This is a genomic window from Bacteroidia bacterium (genome assembly GCA_019695265.1).
GTDB lineage: Bacteria > Bacteroidota > Bacteroidia > JAIBAJ01 > JAIBAJ01 > JAIBAJ01.
In genome coordinates, this window is record JAIBAJ010000148.1 from 1 (window position 1) to 6,257 (window position 6,257).

General features: G+C 42.0%; 5 protein-coding genes. 4 read left to right on the forward strand and 1 reads right to left on the reverse strand.

The genetic code is table 11. The features are described from left to right. Positions 1–158: 158 nt before the first annotated feature. The 4 genes from K1X82_14295 (at position 159) to K1X82_14310 (ending at position 4,992) form a co-directional block, all read left to right on the forward strand. Entirely contained in the window at positions 159–1,073 is a 915-nt protein-coding gene (locus tag K1X82_14295) for a phytanoyl-CoA dioxygenase family protein (GenBank protein MBX7183278.1), read from the forward strand. Positions 1,074–1,366: 293 nt separating this feature from the next. Beyond that, positions 1,367–2,347: a hypothetical protein gene (locus tag K1X82_14300; protein ID MBX7183279.1), complete on the forward strand. Its 981-nt coding sequence runs from the start codon at positions 1,367–1,369 to the stop codon at positions 2,345–2,347. A gap of 311 nt (positions 2,348–2,658) precedes the next feature. Beyond that, on the forward strand, positions 2,659–4,071 hold the full coding sequence (locus tag K1X82_14305; protein MBX7183280.1) for a B12-binding domain-containing radical SAM protein: 1,413 nt from the start codon (positions 2,659–2,661) through the stop codon (positions 4,069–4,071). Positions 4,072–4,086: 15 nt separating this feature from the next. Continuing rightward, entirely contained in the window at positions 4,087–4,992 is a 906-nt protein-coding gene (locus K1X82_14310; GenBank protein ID MBX7183281.1) for a glycosyltransferase family 2 protein, read from the forward strand. A gap of 236 nt (positions 4,993–5,228) precedes the next feature. On the opposite strand, the gene K1X82_14315 is transcribed toward K1X82_14310, so the two are convergent. Next, positions 5,229–6,173, reverse strand: coding sequence for an NAD-dependent epimerase/dehydratase family protein (locus tag K1X82_14315; protein ID MBX7183282.1), 945 nt, complete (start codon positions 6,171–6,173; stop codon positions 5,229–5,231). Positions 6,174–6,257: the final 84 nt, after the last annotated feature.

Below are 6,257 nucleotides of genomic sequence, written 5' to 3' on the forward strand. Positions count from 1 at the left end.
ATGCAATTTCCTTATTGGGCGGAAGGGGGCCCGCAACATCCAAAAATTTAAAATAAAGTAGGTAAATTACCAAGCTAGGGTATTAACACTTGAAATTTATAGCTTACCTTCATGCCAAATTTTGCTGCTTCAACAGCCTTTGTAAACCTCAATTTTGCATGGAAAATATGTCCAAACCAAGGATTTTTAAAAACCTTCAAACCAATGAAGATTTTTACAAATTAGGTTATGTTTCTTTTCCATTGTTCGATGCTCGCACGGTTGCTGAATTAAAGGCTTTTTACAAGGAAAATATCGAAAATAACCAAAAAGGACAAAGCAAAGATTTATTTCATACCACCAGCAATACCAACGATCGCGACCTGATAAAAAAAGTGAGTGGATTTATAAAACCTTACTTTGAAAAGGCTTTGGAACCGCATCTACATGAATGTAATTTAACCATTTCCAACTACTTGGTTAAAGAATCGTCGCCCAAATCGGCCGTTAGTCCACACATGGATTGGTCCTTTGTTGACGAAGATAAATTTACCTCGTTTAACGTTTGGGTTTGCCTGGACGACGCCGATTACAAAACCGGAAATTTGCAGTTTATTCCGGGTAGCCACACCTTTGCCCGCTCCTTACGGGTATCGCCCGGACAACCCCGGTATTTTGACCAAATTCAAAATGATATTGTTCCTTACTTGGTTGATTTGCCCACCAAAGCAGGCGATTGCGCCATTTTTCACCATTCCCTGATTCATGCTTCCAGGCGAAACACCTCAGGCTCTCCCCGAATTTCGTGTGTTATTGCCGGATATCCGAAACAAGCTGAACTTTACCATTTTTTTTGGCCTCCGGGAACCGAAAACAACCAAATTGAAAAGTATAAGGTGTGCAACCAAACCTACCTCGATTTAATTAACGGGGAGCGTCCACCACATTCCGAATTTATGGGTCATATCCAATTCGACTTTAGCTATATGCCTCTGGATGAGTTTGTTGCCAAAACAAAGCCCTACCTTAGTTCCTGGCAAGTACTGAAAAATCGCTTGACCAACCTGCTCATTGGCGGAAGTTTTAGAAACTAAACTTCTATACCATCTTTTTGTCCTAATTTCTTGGCATTGATTCATCTATCGAAAGATAGAATTAATTGCCGCTATTTCCACCTTGGTATAATTTATTGCTTGAATAGGCTGAAAATTAAACTGCTTTGAAAATAATATCCTACTTTTGTATCGTTAATCAATTAAAAATCAAGCAAATCTAAAAGTCCAGTTTCCCCGACAGTTCAATTAGTAGTAACAAAAATCGCATTTAGATCTATTCCACGCAAGTAGAATTTCCCCTAGTATCTAGCTGAATTAAACGGACATAGAAAATGGTACTTAAACGTACGGGATTGATTATCCTGTGCTTGGTTTTGGGTATAGTAAATACTATCCTCGCCGGTGAAGTTGGGATTTCGGCCAATTCAAAGTCGGAATCCATAAAAAAATTACTTTCTGAAAACAACCAGGTAAACAAACCGGATACTGCAAGTTTCAATTGCAATTCCATAATCAATGGTAGCAACCAAAATCTTCCTTACCAATTTGAAGAGGCAGTTGAAGTATTGCAAACCAAATTCAAGGAAGTAGATCAGGAAAACACCTCCATTGAATCAAAAAACCTGGCTAAATCCCTTATTCTGGCCGATTTTGTTTATGCTGCATTTAGCTTTAGATTGCTGGGTAGCGAACTTGAAACCGATGAAATGCAACTTGATTGGTACCATGCCAGTCTTCAAGAATGTTACACCAAAGGCAATAACAATGAATTAGCCGTATATTGCGGCGAACGTTCCATCTTCTTTTCACGAATGCTGGATTCTCTGCTTCACCTAAAATCCCGAATTATGGTAATTCCGGGAGTGCATAACTTCCCTCTGGTGCAAATTGGTGAACTGGAATACATTGTTGACCCTTACGACCCTTTTGTGGTTTTTAACCCCTTTCAAGGCGAATTAATTCCTTACAACCAATTGGCCGATAACCAATCCAATCTTAGCTTTTTCAGAACCAAACGCATTTTTGGCGCTACCCGCGATCTCATTTCCGACAACATGGTTATGAAAGCTACCGGATCTAATGATATTCGAGAAATGGGGAAAATGTTCAAAAACTATATCACCGAAAATATCCTTTCTTCTCCCCAGGCCGATTCCATTTGCAATTACGCCAACCTGCCAAATTTTTCCGAAATAAAAGTGCTGAATTCGGGTAGCAAATATCATTATGCCATCAAACTAAACACCAGAGAAGACGGAAATGTAATCGATGCCAATGTGCTGAAACGGTGCTACCTGCAAGCTTCTCACTAAGTTGATTTTACTTTTTCTTGGGATTTTTATATTCAAACCTTTTGAAAACATCGGATTTCTGTTTGGATTAAGCTTTCCGGGCTTTTTGCTTTTTGTTATCCTTCCTCCAACCCCTAACTTTCAGCCAATTTTACCCACCTTACACTTTTGAAATCCTTGCCGTATGGAAAGGTTTTCCGGACTATTTTCAACTAAATTTTAAATTCTTACCCTGTAAAAAGGGAGGATACAGTATATTAGTCCACTTTTACCGAGTAGAAACCCCAAGAGAAAAAGTGGTTGGAGATACCTCCGACCAGTAATATTGGTTTATGAAAAAAAACGCCTTCTTTCTCAACTTACCCAACAAAAACCGGGTTATGAGGCGTTACATGTGTTCCTACAACTCGCCTACCTTTCTGTTCCAACCCATCGAACTACTCTCCCTCGCGGCCATTGCAGAAAAACATAATTATCGGGCTCAATTGGTGGATGCTATTGCTGAAAACCTTAGCTCCAACCAGGTAGGTTCCAGGATACAACAAGCCAACCCTGACTTTATCGTTTGCCTATCGGGTTTCGAATGCATCGAAGAAGATTTACAGGAAATAAACTCCCTAAAAACCCAATTCCCATCTATTCCTATTGTTTTGTTCGGACATTATGCCGGCATTTTCAAGCAGGAAATTATGGAAAAAACCTCGGTGGATTTTGTCATTGATGGTGAACCGGATTTGGTATTTCAGGATTGGTTGCTGGCTCTGGCTTCCGGACAAGAGTTCCGGGAGTTGGAAGGTCTTTCGTTTAGACGCTCAGGAGAAATCGTTCATACCCCATCCAAAGGACGAATTATCAACCCGAACGATCTTCCCGACCCGGCATTCCACTTGCTCGAAAACAGGCATTATTCCGAACCCTTTTTCCCAAAACCCTATGGTTTGCTTCAAAGTGCCAGAGGTTGCCCTTATCAATGTAATTTTTGCGTAAAATCATACGGCACCAAACTCACCAGCCTTACCCCCGAACGTATGATTCAGCAGTTGGAAACCTATATTCAATTGCACCATATTCAATCGTACCGCTTCATCGACGACACCTTTACGGCTGTGCCTTCCAGGGTTATTGAATTTTGTAAACTGCTTATCGAAAAAAACATCCTGCTGCCTTGGTCTTGCCTTTGCCGACCCGACACCCTTCAACCCGAAATGCTAGACTGGATGAAGAAAGCCGGTTGCAAACGGTTATACATTGGTGTTGAATCAGGTAGCCAAAAAGTCATTCACTACCTCAACAAAAAGTTCGAAGTGAAGGAAGCCGAAAAAAACATCCGCATCGCCCACCAAAAAGGCTTCGAACTCATGGGCTTTTTCATGGTTGGTTACCCCATCGAAACCAAAGAAGACTTGCAACAAAGCCTCCGGTTTGCCATCCGGTCGGGCATGAGTTTTATAGTGGTTTCAGCCATTACACCTTATCCGGGAACAGCCTTGTACGACCAATTGTCCCAATCCATACAGTTCCAACTTCTACCCTACCAAAACGAATTTAAAGATCCCGAATTGCGCAAAAAAGCAAGGGCCTTTCAATCCCGGTTTATTCGCAACTTCTATTTACATCCCGTTATTTGGTGGAGAATTTCAAACCATTTCTTCGCCCATTCGTTGGATTTTCTTCAAAATACCTTTTCCCTGCTGGGTTATCTCTTTACCAGAAATAAGAAAATCAAACGAAAAGACTATATTTAGACTTACTTTGTCCCCATGAAAATTTCCATCATCGTTACCTGTTACAACAACTCCGGTAGTTTGCCCGAGCTGTGGGAACGATTGCAGAAATTGAGCGAAAAACCCATTTTCCAAAACCATTTCTTCGAGTTTTTGTTTGTCGACGACGGCTCAGAAGATTCCACCTACTCGGTTCTTCAACAGTTCCAATCCTTTCATAACCATGAAGTTGTGCTGGTTAAACTCACTCGAAATTTTGGCTCCTACAACAGCTTTTTGGCCGGAATGAGTCATGCAGGAGGCCAGGCCAACGTTTACCTCCATGCCGATTTACAAGATCCACCCGAATTGATTGAGGAAATGTTTACCTACTTTCTGAAAGATATTCCCTTGGTCATTGCCCACCGCGAAAGCCGGGAAGATGGCAGCATATTTTCATCCCTTTACCACTGGATGGTGAGAAAATTTGCCATTCAAAAAACCCCGCCGGGCGGCTTCGACCTCCTCCTTTTTCACGAAAAAATCCGAAACGATGTAGTTGCCATTTCCGAAAAAAGCACTAACAACGTATACCTTATCAATTGGCTTGGCTATCCGTTTGTTCAAATTCCATACAAGCGTTTAAAGCGCAGACATGGAAAATCACAATGGTCCTTGCGCAAAAAGGCTCATTTGTTTATCGACACTGTCTTTTCATTCACCAATTTACCCCTCGATTTCATCCGATTCTTGGGCTTTTTATCCATCATAAACCTGGGTTTAGCAGGCTATTTTTTGGTTTTCCAAGGTTCATCCATCTCCCATCAGCTCTGGTTTTGGACCTCCACTATCTTGTTCATGTTAGGTATGTTGGGCATCATTTTGGGCGAATACCTCTTCCGGGTGCACGAAACCGTTCGCAATCGCCCTAATTTTGTGGTTGAATCTCGTATCAAACAATAATTTCCATTCCCTTTTCCGGATTTTGGCGGGCCCCCTCCGCCTACTCCATTAGGTGCAAAATTCCTATCATTTTCAATAGGCGTTCGGGTCACGCTATCGGCTGTAGTCCTCGTCCACCTAGGCTAACGCCGTAGGTGTCCTGTGGGCTACTTGCCTCTATCGTTGCCCGAGGGTGCAAACCCAAGCTATGGAGGTTGAAACCGGCCTTGGTAAAAGCCGGAACCGGTAATGCCAACTTAATAAATACCTTGCTTAAACCAATTGACCATTTCTGAAACTCCCTGCTCCAATGGCATCTTCGGACTAAATCCGGTATAATTGGCCAAAGCGGAAGAATCACTACATGTACGAACCAACTCATTGGAAGGCAAAGGCTTAGACTGAAACTTCAAGGGTTTTTCCATAGCTTCTGCTATGGCCTGAGCAAAATCCTTAACCATTACCGGACGTTGAGATCCAATATTAAACAAACGATGAGTTGCCTTACTTTCAACTTGTATCTTCTGAATAAGCAATTCAATGCTCGTAACTATATCAGACCAATGGGTAAAATCACGCTCCACCAAGCCTTCATTATACAAGGTTATAGCCTGGTTTTGCTGAATGGATTTCATAAATTTATAGGCTGCCATATCCATCCGGGTCCAGGAACCATAAACCGTAAAAAAGCGTAAGCCAATGGCGGTAAGTCCATTCTGCAAACAAAAATTCTGAACCAATACTTCCATCATTTTCTTGGTTGTTCCATAAAACGAAAGTTGGTTCTCACTTGGCGAAAGCTCGTTCATCACCGATTGTCCACTCTCATAAACGGAGGAACTACTGGCATAAATCAGGTTTTTGACCCCATTTTTCTTACATTGCTGCAATAGATTCAGGGTTCCTTGCACATTGTTACGAAAATAAACCTCCGGATGAAGCAAGGAATCGGCAATTCCGGTATTGGCTGCCAAATGAATAAGCACATCGGGTTTAGTTTCAAGCGAATCGAGGAAGGGAGAATGAATGGATTCTTTCCAAAGCCCGGGATGCAAGGCTGCTCGGTGTTGAACATCGGCAAAGCTTCGTTCCAATGAATCTAGCCCAATTACATGGTATTGGTTTTGAAGCCGCTGACACAGGTGATGGCCAATAAAACCGGCCGCTCCGGTCACCACGAGTGTTTGCTTCTTTTCAACCAAGGTTAATTGCCAAAAGGGATTCCTGCAAAGATGCAATTTTTTCGGGCGGGGCTACAACTCTTCTATTTTTTGCCACAGCAACCA